Source organism: Novosphingobium sp. BAM6 (assembly GCF_057784955.1).
Genome location: NZ_JBYNTR010000001.1, coordinates 193,129 through 206,582, shown reverse-complemented (window position 1 = coordinate 206,582; position 13,454 = coordinate 193,129). Strand labels below are relative to the sequence as shown.

General features: G+C 62.8%; 22 protein-coding genes. 1 reads left to right on the top strand and 21 read right to left on the bottom strand.

The features are described 5' to 3' along the window. The 18 genes from rplR to rpsJ form a co-directional block, all read right to left on the bottom strand. Positions 1–339, bottom strand: coding sequence for a 50S ribosomal protein L18 (gene rplR / locus AC3EC3_RS01115; protein WP_260927135.1), 339 nt, complete (start codon positions 337–339; stop codon positions 1–3). Beyond that, positions 339–872, bottom strand: a complete 534-nt coding sequence (gene rplF, locus AC3EC3_RS01110; protein ID WP_260927134.1) for a 50S ribosomal protein L6 — start codon at positions 870–872, stop codon at positions 339–341. Before rplF ends, rplR begins: the two co-directional genes overlap by 1 nt. Then, entirely contained in the window at positions 872–1,267 is a 396-nt protein-coding gene (rpsH, locus tag AC3EC3_RS01105; RefSeq protein WP_260927132.1) for a 30S ribosomal protein S8, read from the bottom strand. The genes rplF and rpsH overlap by 1 nt, the downstream gene beginning before the upstream one ends. A 13-nt stretch (positions 1,268–1,280) precedes the next feature. Further along, positions 1,281–1,586, bottom strand: a complete 306-nt coding sequence (rpsN, locus tag AC3EC3_RS01100) for a 30S ribosomal protein S14 (protein WP_488487879.1) — start codon at positions 1,584–1,586, stop codon at positions 1,281–1,283. Between the two features lie 26 nt (positions 1,587–1,612). Next, the gene (gene rplE, locus AC3EC3_RS01095) at positions 1,613–2,194 is read right to left on the bottom strand and encodes a 50S ribosomal protein L5 (RefSeq protein ID WP_488487878.1); all 582 of its coding nucleotides are present in this window, start codon (positions 2,192–2,194) and stop codon (positions 1,613–1,615) included. After that, positions 2,187–2,504 (bottom strand): 50S ribosomal protein L24, encoded by a 318-nt coding sequence (gene rplX / locus AC3EC3_RS01090; RefSeq protein ID WP_260927125.1) that lies wholly within the window; start codon positions 2,502–2,504, stop codon positions 2,187–2,189. Before rplX ends, rplE begins: the two co-directional genes overlap by 8 nt. Beyond that, entirely contained in the window at positions 2,504–2,872 is a 369-nt protein-coding gene (gene rplN / locus AC3EC3_RS01085) for a 50S ribosomal protein L14 (protein WP_260927122.1), read from the bottom strand. Before rplN ends, rplX begins: the two co-directional genes overlap by 1 nt. 161 nt (positions 2,873–3,033) lie before the next feature. After that, on the bottom strand, positions 3,034–3,303 hold the full coding sequence (gene rpsQ / locus AC3EC3_RS01080; protein WP_021233437.1) for a 30S ribosomal protein S17: 270 nt from the start codon (positions 3,301–3,303) through the stop codon (positions 3,034–3,036). Between the two features lie 11 nt (positions 3,304–3,314). Further along, the gene (gene rpmC, locus AC3EC3_RS01075; RefSeq protein ID WP_260927120.1) at positions 3,315–3,515 is read right to left on the bottom strand and encodes a 50S ribosomal protein L29; all 201 of its coding nucleotides are present in this window, start codon (positions 3,513–3,515) and stop codon (positions 3,315–3,317) included. 3 nt (positions 3,516–3,518) lie between these two features. Beyond that, positions 3,519–3,950 (bottom strand): 50S ribosomal protein L16, encoded by a 432-nt coding sequence (gene rplP / locus AC3EC3_RS01070; protein ID WP_260927113.1) that lies wholly within the window; start codon positions 3,948–3,950, stop codon positions 3,519–3,521. A 22-nt stretch (positions 3,951–3,972) separates the two neighbouring features. Continuing rightward, on the bottom strand, positions 3,973–4,668 hold the full coding sequence (rpsC, locus tag AC3EC3_RS01065; protein WP_260927111.1) for a 30S ribosomal protein S3: 696 nt from the start codon (positions 4,666–4,668) through the stop codon (positions 3,973–3,975). 3 nt (positions 4,669–4,671) lie between these two features. Beyond that, positions 4,672–5,049 carry a 50S ribosomal protein L22 gene (gene rplV / locus AC3EC3_RS01060; protein ID WP_488487877.1) on the bottom strand — a complete coding sequence of 126 codons (378 nt, stop codon included), beginning with the start codon at positions 5,047–5,049 and terminating at the stop codon, positions 4,672–4,674. Next, entirely contained in the window at positions 5,049–5,327 is a 279-nt protein-coding gene (gene rpsS / locus AC3EC3_RS01055) for a 30S ribosomal protein S19 (RefSeq protein WP_260927107.1), read from the bottom strand. Before rpsS ends, rplV begins: the two co-directional genes overlap by 1 nt. 6 nt (positions 5,328–5,333) lie before the next feature. Further along, positions 5,334–6,170, bottom strand: a complete 837-nt coding sequence (gene rplB / locus AC3EC3_RS01050) for a 50S ribosomal protein L2 (RefSeq protein WP_260927098.1) — start codon at positions 6,168–6,170, stop codon at positions 5,334–5,336. 4 nt (positions 6,171–6,174) lie between these two features. Then, on the bottom strand, positions 6,175–6,489 hold the full coding sequence (locus tag AC3EC3_RS01045; protein ID WP_260927097.1) for a 50S ribosomal protein L23: 315 nt from the start codon (positions 6,487–6,489) through the stop codon (positions 6,175–6,177). Further along, positions 6,482–7,108: a 50S ribosomal protein L4 gene (gene rplD, locus AC3EC3_RS01040; RefSeq protein WP_260927088.1), complete on the bottom strand. Its 627-nt coding sequence runs from the start codon at positions 7,106–7,108 to the stop codon at positions 6,482–6,484. Before rplD ends, AC3EC3_RS01045 begins: the two co-directional genes overlap by 8 nt. A 2-nt stretch (positions 7,109–7,110) precedes the next feature. Beyond that, the gene (gene rplC / locus AC3EC3_RS01035) at positions 7,111–7,866 is read right to left on the bottom strand and encodes a 50S ribosomal protein L3 (RefSeq protein ID WP_260927086.1); all 756 of its coding nucleotides are present in this window, start codon (positions 7,864–7,866) and stop codon (positions 7,111–7,113) included. 332 nt (positions 7,867–8,198) lie between these two features. Beyond that, a complete protein-coding gene (gene rpsJ, locus AC3EC3_RS01030; protein WP_007011873.1) occupies positions 8,199–8,510 on the bottom strand; it encodes a 30S ribosomal protein S10 in 312 nt (103 codons plus the stop codon). Between the two features lie 213 nt (positions 8,511–8,723). On the opposite strand from rpsJ, the gene AC3EC3_RS01025 reads away from it, so the two are divergent. Further along, positions 8,724–9,224: a hypothetical protein gene (locus AC3EC3_RS01025; RefSeq protein WP_488487876.1), complete on the top strand. Its 501-nt coding sequence runs from the start codon at positions 8,724–8,726 to the stop codon at positions 9,222–9,224. A gap of 136 nt (positions 9,225–9,360) precedes the next feature. Here AC3EC3_RS01025 and tuf read toward each other — a convergent pair whose 3' ends face one another. The 3 genes from tuf to rpsG all read right to left on the bottom strand — a co-directional run bounded on the left by tuf (position 9,361) and on the right by rpsG (position 13,383). After that, complete coding sequence (tuf, locus tag AC3EC3_RS01020) at positions 9,361–10,551, bottom strand: elongation factor Tu (protein WP_260927079.1); 1,191 nt, start codon at positions 10,549–10,551, stop codon at positions 9,361–9,363. 120 nt (positions 10,552–10,671) lie between these two features. Beyond that, positions 10,672–12,756 (bottom strand): elongation factor G, encoded by a 2,085-nt coding sequence (gene fusA / locus AC3EC3_RS01015; RefSeq protein WP_260927077.1) that lies wholly within the window; start codon positions 12,754–12,756, stop codon positions 10,672–10,674. Between the two features lie 156 nt (positions 12,757–12,912). After that, positions 12,913–13,383, bottom strand: a complete 471-nt coding sequence (gene rpsG, locus AC3EC3_RS01010; RefSeq protein WP_260927074.1) for a 30S ribosomal protein S7 — start codon at positions 13,381–13,383, stop codon at positions 12,913–12,915. Positions 13,384–13,454 lie beyond the last annotated feature (71 nt).

The window sequence follows — 13,454 nt, the reverse complement described above, 5'->3', positions numbered from 1 at the left end:
TCAGAACTCCAGCCCGGCTTCACGGGCGGCATCGGCCAGCGCCTTGACGCGGCCATGGTACAGGAAGCCACCGCGGTCGAACACGACCGAGGTGATGCCTGCCTTCTGAGCAGCCTCGGCCAGTTCCTTGCCGACGCGCACAGCTGCATCGGTGTCGGTGCCCTTGGCGCCAAGCGTGTTGGCGGCAGCCACGGTGTGGCCCTGGGCATCGTCGATGATCTGCGCGTAGATGTGGCGACCGGTGCGGTGCACCGAAAGGCGGGGACGACCACCGGCGCGGGCGCGCAGGGCGGTACGGACGCGACGGCGACGACGCGCGAAGAGGGACAGCTTTGCCATTACTTCTTCTTCCCTTCCTTGCGGAAGATGTACTCGCCGCGATAGGCGATACCCTTGCCCTTGTAGGGCTCGGGCTTGCGCCAGCGACGAATCTCGGCCGCGAGCTGGCCGACCTTCTGCTTGTCGATACCCGAGATCTCCACCGTGGTGTTGTCCGGGGTCTTGACTTCGATGCCTTCCGGCACGGCGATGTCGACATCGTGCGAGTAGCCGAGCTGCAGCTTCAGGTTCTTGCCCTGCGCTGCCGCACGGTAGCCGACGCCCTTGATCTCGAGGACCTTGGAGAAGCCGTTGGTCACGCCTTCCACGAGGTTCGAGACGAGCGTGCGCTGCATGCCCCAGTGGCTGCGGGCAGCCTTCGACTGGTTCACCGGCTGCACGGCGACCGAACCGTCTTCGACGGTGTAGGTCACGAGGTTCGACAGACCGATGCTCAGGGCGCCCTTGGGGCCCTTCACGGTCAGGTTGCCGTCAGCGATGCTGGCGGTAACGCCAGCAGGCACGGCCACCGGCTTTTTGCCAATGCGGCTCATCAGAACACCTCCGCGAGCACTTCGCCGCCCACGTTGTGGGTGCGGGCCTCGGCGTCCGAGAGCACGCCACGGGGCGTCGAAACGATGGTGATGCCCAGACCGTTGCGCACGATCGGAAGCTCCTTCGAGCCCGAATAGACGCGGCGGCCCGGCTTCGAAACGCGAGCGATGTGCTTGATGGCGGGCTCGCCCTCGAAGTACTTCAGCTCGATGCGAAGCTGCGGGTGAGCACCGGTCGCATCGTCGCTGAAGCCACGGATGTAGCCTTCGCGCTGGAGCACTTCGAGCACGCGGGCACGAAGCTTGGAGGCCGGCGAAAGGACGGAGTCCTTCTTTGCACGCTGGCCGTTGCGGATGCGGGTGAGCATATCACCCAGGGGATCGGTCATAGCCATTTTCGGGTATCCCTTACCAGCTCGACTTGGTCACGCCGGGGATCATGCCCTTGTTGGCAAGATCACGCAGCTCGACGCGGCACAGACCGAACTTGCGGTAGTAACCGCGCGGACGACCGGTCGTGGCGCAACGGTTGCGAACCCGCGTGGGGTTTGCGTTGCGCGGGATCTCGGCCAGCTTGAGGCGGGCGATGAGGCGCTCGGTTTCGTCGAGCGATTCGTCATCGGCAACGGCCTTCAGGCGCGCGTACTTGCCTGCATACTTCTGAACGAGCTGCTTGCGGCGCTCGTTCTTGTTCACGGAACTCAGTTTCGCCATGGACTTAAGCTCTCTTCCTCAGCGGCTCACGCCGCTTCCTTCTGTTCCGACGCATCGGCCGGGAACGGGAAACCGAACAGACGAAGCAGCTCGCGCGCTTCCTCATCGGTCTTCGCAGTGGTGGTGACGATGATGTCCATGCCACGCACCTTGTCGATCTTGTCGTAGCTGATCTCCGGGAAGATGATCTGCTCCTTGAGACCCATCGCGTAGTTGCCGCGACCGTCGAACGACTTCGGATTCAGGCCACGGAAGTCGCGGATGCGGGGCATCGCGATCGTGACGAGACGATCCAGGAATTCGTACATACGCTCACGACGCAGCGTCACCTTGCAGCCGATCGGCATGCCTTCGCGCAGCTTGAACTGGGCGATCGACTTGCGGGCCTTGGTGATGACGGGCTTTTGCCCTGCGATGGCTTCCATCTCGGCAGCGGCAGTCTGGACCTTCTTCTTGTCCTGGCTAGCCTCACCGACGCCCATGTTGAGCGTGATCTTCTCGATCTTGGGCACTTCCATCACGTTCTTGTAACCGAACTTCTCGGTCATCGCCTTCGCGATTTCAGCGTCGTACTTCGAGCGCAGACGCGGGGTGTACTTGTCAGCCATCGATCGTCTCTCCGGACTTCACGGCCACGCGGACCTTCTTGCCATCCTGCACTTCGAAACGAACGCGGGTCGGCTTGCCATCCTTGGTGGCAACGGCAACCTTGCTGATCGCCATCGGGGCCGCGACGCGGTCGATGCCGCCCTGCGGGTTCTGCTGGGTAGGCTTGCGGTGCTTGGTCGCAACGTTCACGCCCTCAACGATGACCTTGCCATCCTTGGGGAGAACCTGCAGCACGGCGCCGGTGCGGCCCTTGTCCTTGCCGGACAGGACGACGACCTGGTCACCCTTCTTGATCTTCGCGGCAGCCATTACAGCACCTCCGGCGCGAGCGAGATGATCTTCATGAAACCGCGACCGCGCAGTTCGCGCACGACGGGGCCGAAGATACGGGTGCCGATGGGCTCTTCGTTCTTGTTCACGAGAACCGCAGCATTGCTGTCGAAGCGGATGACACTGCCGTCAGCGCGACGCACGTCCTTGCGGGTACGCACGATCACCGCACGGTGAACGTCGCCCTTCTTGACGCGAGCGCGGGGCTGCGCCTCCTTGATCGACACCACGATGATGTCGCCGACGCCCGCGAAACGACGCTTAGAGCCACCCAGCACCTTGATGCACTGGACGCGCTTTGCGCCGCTGTTGTCCGCGACGTCGAGATTGGATTGCATCTGGATCATGGATCCGAGTCCTTCTCAACTGGCTTGCCGGAACCAGTCCGGCAGTTCCTAAAAATACAGGCCCCCGAAGAGGCCCGAGTCGCCTTGGCAGGCGAAGGCGGCCCTTTGCCGCATTTATCTGCCAAGGTCAACTCACGTCACGAAGGCCCTGGGCCGAGGTCTTAGACCTCGGCTTCGAGCGCCGTTCCCTTGCTCGCCTGAAGACGGTCAAGAACCTTCCAGGTCTTGGTCTTCGAGAAGGGCTTCGTCTCCTCGATCCGGACGCGCTCGCCGGTCTTGAAGGCGTTGTCCTCGTCGTGGGCGTGGTACTTCTTCGAGCGGCGGATGATCTTCCCGTAGAGGGGGTGCTTCACCTTACGCTCAACGAGCACGGTAACAGTCTTGTCGGTCTTGTCGGAAACAACCGTCCCGATCAGGATACGCTTGGGCATCGGTGGTCTCCTTAAGCCTTAGCTGCGCGTTCGGCCTGGAGCGTCTTGATGCGCGCGATATCGCGACGCACTTCCTTGACGCGAGCAGGACGCTCAAGCTGGTTGGTTGCAGCCTGGAAGCGCAGGTTGAGCTGTTCGCGCTTGAGATCAACGAGGTCAGCGGTGAGCTGGTCGTCGGTCTTGGCGCGCAGATCTTCGGTCTTGTCAGCCATGTCTTAGGCCTCCAGGTGCGAGGTGTCGCCGAGACGGGCAACAACCTTGGTCTTGATCGGCAGCTTCATCGCAGCGCGGCTGAATGCCTCGGCTGCGAGCGGGCCGGCAACGCCGTCGACTTCGAACAGGATACGGCCGGGCTTGACGCGGGCCGCCCAGTATTCGACCGAACCCTTGCCCTTACCCTGACGGACTTCGGCAGGCTTCTTCGAAACCGGCACGTCCGGGAAGACGCGGATCCAGAGACGACCCTGGCGCTTGAGGTGACGCGTGATCGCGCGGCGGGCCGCTTCGATCTGGCGGGCGGTGATACGCTCCGGCTCGAGAGCCTTGAGGCCGTAGGAGCCGAAGTTCAGGTCGGTGCCACCCTTGGCATCGCCCTTGATCCTGCCCTTGAAGGCCTTGCGGAACTTGGTCTTTTTCGGTTGCAGCATGGTGCTTACTCTATCCTAAGCCTCAGCGCGCCGGGCGGACGCCGGAGGTCTGAGCCTCCATCATCAGCCGGTCCTGCGCCATCGGGTCGTGGCCGAGGATCTCGCCCTTGAAGACCCACACCTTGATGCCGATGATGCCGTACGCGGTCAGCGCTTCGGCAGCGGCATAGTCGATGTTCGCACGCAGCGTGTGAAGCGGCACGCGGCCTTCACGGTACTGCTCGACACGGGCGATTTCAGCGCCGCCGAGACGGCCACCGCACATGATCTTGATGCCTTCGGCACCCAGACGCATGGCGGACTGCATCGCGCGCTTCATCGCACGGCGGAAAGCGACACGGCGGATCAGCTGGTCGGCAATGCCCTGGGCGATCAGCTTGGCATCGACTTCCGGCTTGCGGATTTCGACGATGTTCAGCTTCACTTCGCTGCCGGTCATGGCCGAGAGCTGCTTGCGCAGCTTCTCGATATCCGCGCCCTTCTTGCCGATGATCACACCGGGACGAGCTGCGTAGATCGAGATGCGGCACAGCTTGGCCGGACGCTCGATGACCACCTTCGAGACAGCAGCCTGCGGCACGGTCTCGATGATGAACTTGCGGATCTTGAGGTCTTCCTCAAGCAGCTTGCCGTAGTCCCGGCCTTCCGCGAACCAGCGGCTGTCCCAGGTACGGTTGATCTGCAGACGCAGACCGATCGGATTAGATTTATGACCCATGGATCAAACCTCCTCGACTTCGCGAACGACGATCCGCAGGCGCGAGAACGGCTTGAGGATCCGGGTGGACTTGCCGCGACCGCGAGCGTGGAAACGCTTCATGGTGATCGACTTGCCGACCGACGCCTCGGCGACGACGAGAGCGTCGACGTCGAGGTTGTGGTTGTTTTCCGCATTGGCGATCGCCGAGGCGAGAACCTTGCGGGCCTCAACGGCCATGGCCTTGGTCGAGAACGTGAGGATGTTCATCGCTTCCTCGGCCTTGCGGCCACGGATGAGCGCAGCGACGAGATTGAGCTTCTGGGCCGAACCACGGATGGTGGTGTTGACCGCAAGAGCTTCCTTGTCGCCGACGCGGCGGGGTGCTGCCTGCTTGCTCATTAGCGCTTGCCCTTCTTGTCGGCAGCGTGGCCGGGGAACGAGCGCGTGGGCGCGAATTCACCGAGCTTGTGGCCGACCATGTCCTCGTTGACCGAGACAGGGATGAACTTGTGCCCGTTGTAGACCTGGAAGGTCAGACCAACGAACTGCGGAAGGATGGTGGAGCGACGCGACCAGGTCTTGATCGGAGCAGCCTTTGCACCGGCATCCTGCGCGACCTCGGCCTTCTTGAGAAGGTACAGGTCGACGAAGGGGCCTTTCCAGACGGAACGTGCCATCGTGTCTTACCTCTTCTTCTTGGCGTGGCGCGAACGGATGATGAGCTTGTCCGTCTGCTTGTTGTTGCGAGTGCGGGCACCCTTGGTCGGCTTGCCCCAGGGCGTAACCGGGTGACGACCACCCGAGGTACGGCCTTCACCACCACCGTGCGGGTGATCGACCGGGTTCTTTGCGACACCGCGCGTCAGCGGGCGACGGCCCATCCAACGCTTGCGACCGGCCTTTGCGAGGGTCTGGTTGCCGTTGTCGGGGTTCGACACGGCGCCCACGGTGCCCATGCAATCGCCGCGCAGGTAACGCTGCTCACCCGAGTTCAGGCGAACGATGACCATGCCGCGGTCACGACCGACGACCTGCACATAGGTGCCTGCCGAACGGGCGATCTGACCGCCCTTGCCGGGCTTCATCTCGACGTTGTGGCAGATCGTGCCGACCGGCATCTGCGACAGAAGCATGGCGTTGCCGGGCTTCACGTCGGTCTTCTCGCCAGCGACGATGACGTCGCCGACCGAAAGACGCTGCGGCGCGATGATGTAGGTCTGCTCGCCGTCGGTGTAGGTCACCAGAGCGATGAACGCCGTACGGTTGGGATCGTACTCAAGACGCTCGACGGTCGCTTCCATGTCCCACTTGCGACGCTTGAAGTCGATGAAGCGGTACTTCTGCTTGTGACCACCGGCGATGCCACGCGAGGTGACATGACCCTTGTTGTTACGACCGCCGGTCTTGCTCTTGCCTTCGGTCAGCGCCTTGACGGGCTTGCCCTTCCAGAGCGACGACTTGTCGACGAGGACCAGGCCGCGGCGGGCCGGGCTGGTCGGGTTGTAATGCTTAAGTGCCATCGGATCAGCCCCGTACGCCTTCGGTGATGTCGATCGGCTGCTCACCGGCAGCCAGAGTGACGATCGCCTTCTTCACGTCGCTGCGGCGGTATTCCTTACCGCGCCAGCGCTTGGTCTTGCCCTTGGTGACGAGCGTGTTGACGCTGGCGACCTTGCGGTCGAACAGAGCCTCGACGGCAGCCTTGATCTCGGGCTTGGTCGCATCGCCGGCAACCTTGAAGACGACCGCGTTGTTCTCCGAAAGGAGCGTCGACTTCTCGGTGATGTGCGGTGCGAGGATCACGTCGTAATGACGGATGTTCACAGTGGACTTAGCCATTGAAACGCGCCTCCAGCTTTTCGACAGCAGCGCGCGTCAGCACCAGCGTGTCGTGCTTCAGGATGTCATAGACGTTGGCGCCCATGGCCGGGAGCACGTTCACGCCGACGATGTTGCGGGCAGCGCGGGCAAAGCCCTCGTTGACCTGCTCACCGTCCACGATCAGCACCTTCTTGCCGAAGTTCGCCTTGGCGAGCTGACCGGCCAGAGCCTTGGTCTTGGCATCCGCCACGTCCAGGGTGTCGACGATCACGAGACCGCCCTGCGCCTTCGACGACAGAGCCATCTTCAGACCGAGTGCGCGGATCTTCTTGTTCAGCGAGATGTTGAACTCGCGGCGACGGGCACCGTGAGCCTTACCACCGCCGATGAACACCGGAGCCGCACGATCGCCGTGACGAGCCGAACCGCCGCCCTTCTGGTTGCCGAACTTCTTACCCGTGCGGGCAACGTCCGAACGCTCGCGGGTCGCGCGGGCGATGCCGCGACGGTTCTCGAGCTGCCAGGTGACGACGCGGTGCAGGATGTCCGCGCGCGGCTCGAGGCCGAACACGTCGTCCGAAAGTTCGATGTCGCCGTTACCGGCCGAACCGTCGATGTTGAGGACCTGAACCTTCATGATTAGCCCTCCTGGCCTTCGGTCGCTTCGGGAGCCGCCACGTCAGCGGGGGTCTCGGCAGCGGCCGTGTCGTTGCTGTTCGCCACCGACTTGATGCCGGCGGGGTACGGAGCCTCGGCGTGGCGGTCGACCTTGACGGCGTCCGCAACGGTGAGCCACGAATTCTTCGCGCCCGGGACCGAGCCCTTGACGAAGATCAGGCCACGCTCATCGTCCACGCGGACGATTTCGAGGTTCTGCTGGGTGCGCTGACGGTCGCCCATGTGGCCGGCCATCTTCTTGTTCTTGAACACCTTGCCCGGATCCTGACGGTTACCCGTCGAACCGTGCGCACGGTGCGAGATCGACACACCGTGGGTGGCGCGCATACCGCCGAAGCCCCAGCGCTTCATAGCGCCCTGGAAGCCCTTACCCTGGGTGTGGCCGCCCACGTCGACAAGCTGGCCCGGGACGAAGTGCGAAGCCGCAATCGTCGCGCCAACCTCGAGGAGGGCGTCGTCGGCGACGCGGAATTCCGCGACGCGCATCTTGAGAGGAACCTGAGCCTTCGCGAAGTGCTCACGCTGCGGCTTGGCAACGTTCTTCTGCTTGGCTTCGCCGGCACCGAGCTGAACGGCGACATAGCCGTCGCGCTCTTCGGTACGGACGGAGACGACCTGGCAATCCTCCAGCGCCAGGACGGTGACGGGCACGTGGCGACCGTCCTCCTGGAACAGGCGGGTCATCCCGACTTTCTTTGCGATCACGCCGGTACGCATGACCTTACTCCTTACAGAGGCGTACGCAGGACCATCCCCCGTACGCATGTCCAACCCTGTGTGTGATACGAACCCCGTCCGGGTCAGGTGCTCCCTGCCAGCCCTTGCGGGCCACGGAAGCGAGACGGGGGACGCATTCCCGAACCAGGCCCGAAAGCCTCGCCGGAGGTATCCCTTGTGTCCCTTCGGGCTATTCCCTCGGGGCGCTGTCTCTGCAGGTTTCTCCCTGCAAAGCCGGCCATCAAAGCCGACAAGTATTCCTCGATCTAGTTAAGGTCCGATCGGAAAGGACCACCGGGGCAACCTTTTCAGGCCACCCCGTTCGCCAGCCTTTAGGCCAGCTTGATCTCGACGTTCACGCCGGCCGCGAGGTCCAGCTTCATCAGCGCGTCGACAGTGGCAGCGTTGGGCTGCACGATGTCAAGCAGACGCTTGTAGGTGCGGACCTCGAACTGCTCACGCGACTTCTTGTCGATGTGCGGGCCACGGTTGACCGTGAACTTCTCGATCTTCGTCGGAAGAGGAATGGGCCCACGAATCAGAGCGCCGGTGCGGCGTGCCGTGTCAGCGATTTCGCCAGTGGCCTGGTCGAGCACGCGGTGATCAAACGCCTTGAGGCGGATACGGATGTTCTGAGCTTCCATTACCTACTACCGATGAGAAAGAGCCAAAGGACGCGCGGTCCCGTCAAATTCGAACCGCGCCCCTACACGCGAAGCCCGAGTCGGGCAAGCCCTGATTTGCGTGTCGCAGCCGGTTTTCCGCGCGCGACACAGTATTACAGTGCCACCCCTTCCCGGCAGCGCCGCCCCCACCTAGATAGACGGAGCGACGCCTACTGGATGCCTTATTTTTCGATGCAACCGCTCAAGATTTTTTCCGGCGCGCTTGGCCCACTGGCCTTTGCAATACTTGCGCCGAACCTCGCCTTTGCGACACAGGATCCCTATGCGCCCACCGCGCAGGCCGTTCCTGTGGATCTCGGCGACGACACGACCACCCTGACAGCCCATGCGACAACACCCGATCCCGCCGGCGGGGCGGTCGACGATGCCTGCCGTCAGGCCGCCAAAGCCAGCAGCGGTGAGGATGGCGGCACCATCGTCGTGTGCTCGCATGGAGGCGACGGCGAAAGCCAGCGCGTCTCGCCATCGAAGTCCGTTGACGAAAGCACCCGCGACGGCGCCCTGCATGCCCCTGACGTAAGCGGCATTCCGGGATGCCTGGGCCCCTGCATCACCATCCCCTTCGGTCACGTCCCTCCTCCGGTCTACTACATCGACCTAAAGAGCATTCCCGAGGCCCCGAAAAATTCCGACGCCTGGAAGATCGGTCAGGGCGAACAGCGCGCACCCTGACGGCTTGCAGGGAAGAGCCCGCTCCCCTCAATCTCTGCAGAGCAAGCGCATCTGCTCCGGACAAACGAAAAGGCCCGGCCTTCCTTATCGGAAGACCGGGCCTTTCGTGTCTCAGCCGGAGCTGACGATCAGCGAATTACTTCGTGATCGAGGCAACGACGCCCGAACCGACGGTGCGGCCGCCTTCGCGGATTGCGAAGCGGAGGCCTTCGTCCATGGCGATCGGTGCGATCAGCTTGACCGAGATGGTCACGTTGTCGCCCGGCATCACCATCTCGGTGCCCTCGGGGAGGATAACCTCACCGGTGACGTCCGTGGTGCGGAAGTAGAACTGCGGACGGTAGTTCGCGAAGAACGGCGTGTGACGGCCACCTTCGTCCTTCGACAGGACGTAGACTTCTGCCGAGAACTCGGTGTGCGGCTTGACGGTGCCGGGCTTGCAGAGAACCTGGCCACGCTCAACGTCGTCGCGCTTCAGGCCACGAACCAGTGCGCCGATGTTGTCGCCGGCTTCACCCTGGTCGAGCAGCTTGCGGAACATTTCAACGCCGGTGACGGTGGTCTTCTGCGTGTCGCGGATACCCACGACTTCAACTTCTTCACCAACCTTGACAATGCCGGTCTCGACGCGGCCGGTCACAACCGTACCACGACCCGAGATCGAGAACACGTCCTCGACGGGCATCAGGAACGGCTTGTCGGTGGGGCGCGGCGGCTGCGGGATGAAGGTGTCGACTGCCGACATCAGCTCAAGGATCTTTTCCTTGCCGATGTTGTCGTCACGACCTTCGAGAGCGGCGAGAGCCGAACCCATGATGATCGGAATGTTGTCGCCGTCGAAGTCGTACGACGAGAGCAGTTCGCGAACTTCGAGTTCGACGAGCTCGAGCAGCTCCGGATCGTCAACCTGGTCGACCTTGTTCATGAACACGACGAGCTGCGGCACGCCAACCTGGCGAGCGAGCAGGATGTGCTCGCGGGTCTGCGGCATCGGGCCGTCAGCAGCGTTCACAACCAGGATCGCGCCGTCCATCTGGGCAGCACCGGTGATCATGTTCTTCACGTAGTCAGCGTGACCCGGGCAGTCGACGTGCGCGTAGTGACGGGCGTCGGTCTCGTACTCGACGTGTGCGGTCGAGATCGTGATGCCGCGCTCGCGCTCTTCCGGAGCCTTGTCGATGTTCGCGAAGTCAACGGCTTCACCACCGAAGGTCTCCGACATCACCTTGGTGATGGCGGCAGTCAGCGTGGTCTTGCCGTGGTCAACGTGACCGATGGTGCCGATGTTGCAGTGCGGCTTGTTCCGCTCGAATTTTGCCTTGGCCATTTTCAAACCTTCTTTCGTCTTGAATTTGAATCCGCGGGTATCGGAGCGGCTCCCATGGAATCAGGCGCCGCCCCTAAAACCTTTCTTGCCCGCAGGCAAGCTTCTCCTTGAAACCCGCCCTTAGGCGAGCTTCTCCTTGACTTCGGCCGCGACGTTCGCCGGGACTTCGTCGTAGTGGGAGAAGATCATCGAATAGTTCGCGCGACCCTGGGTGAAGGAGCGCAGCGAGTTCACGTAGCCGAACATGTTCGCGAGCGGCGTATTCGCCTCCACGACCTGTGCGTTACCACGGGTGTCGGTGCCCTGGATCTGGCCACGACGCGAGTTGAGGTCGCCGATGACGTCGCCCATGAACTCTTCCGGGGTCACGACCTCGACCTTCATGATCGGTTCGAGCAGCTTGATGCCGGCCTTCTGGGCGACTTCACGCATGGCACCGCGACCGGCGATTTCGAACGCCAGCGCGCTCGAGTCGACGTCGTGGTACGAACCGTCGTAGAGGACGATTTCGAAGTCGATGATCGGGAAGCCGACCAGCGAGCCCGAGGCAGCGGTTTCGCGCATGCCCTTTTCGATCGCGGGGATATATTCCTTCGGAATGTTACCGCCCTTGATCTCGTCCTTGAAGGTGATGCCCGAACCGCGCTCGCCCGGCGTGACCTTGACCTTCACGCGGCCGAACTGACCCGTACCGCCCGACTGCTTCTTGTGGGTGTAGTCCACATCGACAGGCTTGCCGAGGTATTCGCGGTAGGCCACCTGCGGCGCACCGACGTTGGCTTCGACCTTGAACTCGCGACGCATGCGGTCGACGATGATGTCGAGGTGAAGCTCGCCCATGCCCTTGATGATGGTCTGGCCCGATTCGTGGTCGGTCGACACGCGGAACGAGGGATCTTCGGCCGAGAGACGGTTGAGCGCGACGCCCATCTTCTCCTGGTCGGCCTTGGTCTTGGGCTCCACCGAAAGCTCGATAACCGGCTCGGGGAATTCCATACGCTCGAGAACGATCGGCGCCTTTTCCGCGCAGAGCGTGTCGCCCGTGGTGGTTTCCTTCATGCCGGCCAGTGCGACGATGTCGCCTGCGTAAGCCTCTTCGATGTCCTTACGCTCGTTGGCGTGCATCTCGAGGATACGACCGACCTTTTCCTTCTTCTGCTTCACCGAGTTCAGGTACGAACCCTTCGAGAGCGTGCCCGAGTAGATGCGGCAGAAGGTGAGCGAGCCCACGAACGGATCGTTCATGACCTTGAACGCGAGCGCCGAGAACGGTGCGTCGTCCTTGGGCGGACGGCTGTCGGCCTCGTCGCTGTCGACCTTGACGCCCTGGACGTCTTCGATGTCGAGCGGCGAAGGCAGGTAGTCGACAACGGCGTCGAGCAGGGGCTGCACGCCCTTGTTCTTGAACGCCGAACCGCAGACGACCGGCACGAAGGCGTGGCCCAGCGTACCCTTGCGGATCAGCTTCTTGAGCGTTGCGACGTCGGGCTCGTTGCCTTCGAGGTAGGCTTCCATCGCCTCGTCGTCCTGTTCGACGGCGAGCTCGATGAGCTTCATGCGGTACTCTTCGGCTTCGTCAGCGAGCTCGGCCGGGATCTCTTCATAGAAGAACTCGGCGCCCAGCGACTCGTCCTTCCAGATGATCGCGCGGTTGTGCACGAGGTCGACGAGGCCCTTCAGGTCCGACTCGAGACCGATCGGGATGTAGAGCACGGCGGGCGTCGCACCGAGGCGGTCGATGATCGACTGCACGCAGTACTTGAAGTTCGCGCCGGTGCGGTCGAGCTTGTTGATGAAGCACATGCGCGGCACGCCGTACTTGTCGGCCTGGCGCCACACGGTTTCCGACTGCGGCTCAACGCCGGCAACGCCGTCGAAGCACGCGACAGCACCGTCGAGCACGCGCAGCGAACGCTCGACTTCGATGGTGAAGTCGACGTGTCCGGGGGTGTCGATGATGTTGATGCGGTATTCCTGGCCCTCGGCGGTCCAGAAACAGGTCGTCGCGGCCGACGTGATCGTGATGCCGCGCTCCTGCTCCTGCTCCATCCAGTCCATGGTCGCGGCGCCGTCGTGGACTTCGCCGATCTTGTAGGACTTGCCGGTGTAGTAGAGGATACGCTCGGTCGTGGTGGTCTTGCCAGCATCGATGTGCGCCATGATACCGATGTTACGGTACATATTCAGCGGATGGCTGCGTGCCATGGGAGAATCCTTAGCGAGGGTTTCGGGAGCGGAAGCGGCCTAGAGATAAGACCTTGCCCCCTGAAATAAAAGTGTGACGCCCGGATGACCAGCCCCCCGCCTTCATCCCGTGAAGAATGAAGGAAGGAGACGGCCGCCCGGGCATCACCGCAAGACTTACCAGCGGTAGTGCGAGAACGCGCGGTTCGCATCCGCCATGCGGTGCGTGTCTTCGCGCTTCTTCACCGCGTTGCCACGGTTGTTCGCGGCGTCGAGCAGCTCACCCGACAGACGCGCCGCCATGGTGGTCTCGGGACGGTTGCGCGCCGCCGAAATCAGCCAGCGGATGGCGAGAGCCTGGGCGCGCTCGGGGCGAACCTCGACCGGAACCTGGTAGGTCGCACCACCGACGCGGCGGCTGCGGACTTCGATCTGCGGCTTCACGTTGTTCAGCGCATCGTGGAACAGCTGGACCGGATCGGCCTTGGCGCGGGTTTCCATGGTGGTCATGGCGCCATAGACGATCGATTCGGCGACCGACTTCTTGCCGTCGAGCATGAGGTTGTTCATGAACTTCGACAGGACCAGATCACCGAACTTGGGATCAGGCAGGATTTCCCGCTTCTCGGGACGACGACGACGTGACATGTCGCAAATTCCTTCATTAGACCGCCGCTTGTGCCTTGGAGCCCGTCATCCCAGCGAAAGTTGGGACCGCT

Bases quoted from the DNA above. Each gene is read 5' to 3' on its own strand.
- rpsQ (WP_021233437.1), bottom strand. From the start codon at position 3,303: ATGCCCAAGCGTATCCTGATCGGGACGGTTGTTTCCGACAAGACCGAC.
- rpsN (WP_488487879.1), bottom strand. From the start codon at position 1,586: ATGGCGAAACTGAGTTCCGTGAACAAGAACGAGCGCCGCAAGCAGCTC.
- rplR (WP_260927135.1), bottom strand. From the start codon at position 339: ATGGCAAAGCTGTCCCTCTTCGCGCGTCGTCGCCGTCGCGTCCGTACC.
- tuf (WP_260927079.1), bottom strand. From the start codon at position 10,551: ATGGCCAAGGCAAAATTCGAGCGGAACAAGCCGCACTGCAACATCGGC.
- rplC (WP_260927086.1), bottom strand. From the start codon at position 7,866: ATGCGTACCGGCGTGATCGCAAAGAAAGTCGGGATGACCCGCCTGTTC.
- rpmC (WP_260927120.1), bottom strand. From the start codon at position 3,515: ATGGCTGACAAGACCGAAGATCTGCGCGCCAAGACCGACGACCAGCTC.
- AC3EC3_RS01045 (WP_260927097.1), bottom strand. From the start codon at position 6,489: ATGGCTAAGTCCACTGTGAACATCCGTCATTACGACGTGATCCTCGCA.
- rplN (WP_260927122.1), bottom strand. From the start codon at position 2,872: ATGATCCAGATGCAATCCAATCTCGACGTCGCGGACAACAGCGGCGCA.
- AC3EC3_RS01025 (WP_488487876.1), top strand. From the start codon at position 8,724: ATGCAACCGCTCAAGATTTTTTCCGGCGCGCTTGGCCCACTGGCCTTT.
- rplB (WP_260927098.1), bottom strand. From the start codon at position 6,170: ATGGCACTTAAGCATTACAACCCGACCAGCCCGGCCCGCCGCGGCCTG.
- rplD (WP_260927088.1), bottom strand. From the start codon at position 7,108: ATGAAGGTTCAGGTCCTCAACATCGACGGTTCGGCCGGTAACGGCGAC.
- fusA (WP_260927077.1), bottom strand. From the start codon at position 12,756: ATGGCACGCAGCCATCCGCTGAATATGTACCGTAACATCGGTATCATG.
- rpsC (WP_260927111.1), bottom strand. From the start codon at position 4,668: ATGGGTCATAAATCTAATCCGATCGGTCTGCGTCTGCAGATCAACCGT.
- rpsG (WP_260927074.1), bottom strand. From the start codon at position 13,383: ATGTCACGTCGTCGTCGTCCCGAGAAGCGGGAAATCCTGCCTGATCCC.
- rplV (WP_488487877.1), bottom strand. From the start codon at position 5,049: ATGAGCAAGCAGGCAGCACCCCGCCGCGTCGGCGACAAGGAAGCTCTT.
- rplP (WP_260927113.1), bottom strand. From the start codon at position 3,950: ATGCTGCAACCGAAAAAGACCAAGTTCCGCAAGGCCTTCAAGGGCAGG.
- rplE (WP_488487878.1), bottom strand. From the start codon at position 2,194: ATGGCTGACAAGTACACCCCGCGTCTGCGCTCGAAGTACGACGCTGAA.
- rplX (WP_260927125.1), bottom strand. From the start codon at position 2,504: ATGGCTGCCGCGAAGATCAAGAAGGGTGACCAGGTCGTCGTCCTGTCC.
- rpsH (WP_260927132.1), bottom strand. From the start codon at position 1,267: ATGGCTATGACCGATCCCCTGGGTGATATGCTCACCCGCATCCGCAAC.
- rplF (WP_260927134.1), bottom strand. From the start codon at position 872: ATGAGCCGCATTGGCAAAAAGCCGGTGGCCGTGCCTGCTGGCGTTACC.
- rpsS (WP_260927107.1), bottom strand. From the start codon at position 5,327: ATGGCACGTTCCGTCTGGAAAGGCCCCTTCGTCGACCTGTACCTTCTC.
- rpsJ (WP_007011873.1), bottom strand. From the start codon at position 8,510: ATGGAAGCTCAGAACATCCGTATCCGCCTCAAGGCGTTTGATCACCGC.